General features: G+C 36.6%; 1 protein-coding gene. It reads left to right on the plus strand.

Annotated elements, in window-relative coordinates:
* Positions 1-215: 215 nt before the first annotated feature.
* Positions 216-517, plus strand: a 302-nt coding sequence (locus ASG81_RS31575) for a hypothetical protein (RefSeq protein ID WP_200961421.1), incomplete at its 3' end; no start/stop codon positions are given.

Below are 517 nucleotides of genomic sequence, written 5' to 3' on the forward strand. Positions count from 1 at the left end.
AAGCCCTGGAGCAGTTGGAACGGACAGATTAAAAACAATAACACTAGAGCAAGGTAATACCGATTAGGTTAAACGTTACGCTAACGGGTACGATAGTTAATACGATCCAGGGATCAAATTGCTGTAGTAGCTGCTCCCTTTTTTGTAGAAGTAACTGTCTATCGGAAGTGGGGTTCTTCATCAAATGAATTACATTTAATAAAAGGAGACTGAGGATGGAAGTGAAAACCAGCATAGAATGTGCTAACAAACGTCTGGTAATAACAAAAGAGATATTAGATGAACTTCAATTATTGAATCGGCTGGCTAAAATAGGCTTACCCATAGTTGTAGGGGCGACTGCTTACGGATTAATTGTTAATCCTGACATTGATATCGAAATTTACTGTATTGAACCGAAAGCAGAAGATGGTTTTACCGTGCTTACAGAAATATCAAAACACCCTAAAGTTAAAGAAATTAAATTCAAAAACTGTCTGGAAACATCAGACCAAGGATTATATTTTCAAATTAGGTA

Origin of the sequence: Paenibacillus sp. Soil522 (genome assembly GCF_001428245.1) — a bacterium.
In the GTDB taxonomy this organism is placed as follows: Bacteria; Bacillota; Bacilli; order Paenibacillales; family Paenibacillaceae; genus Pristimantibacillus.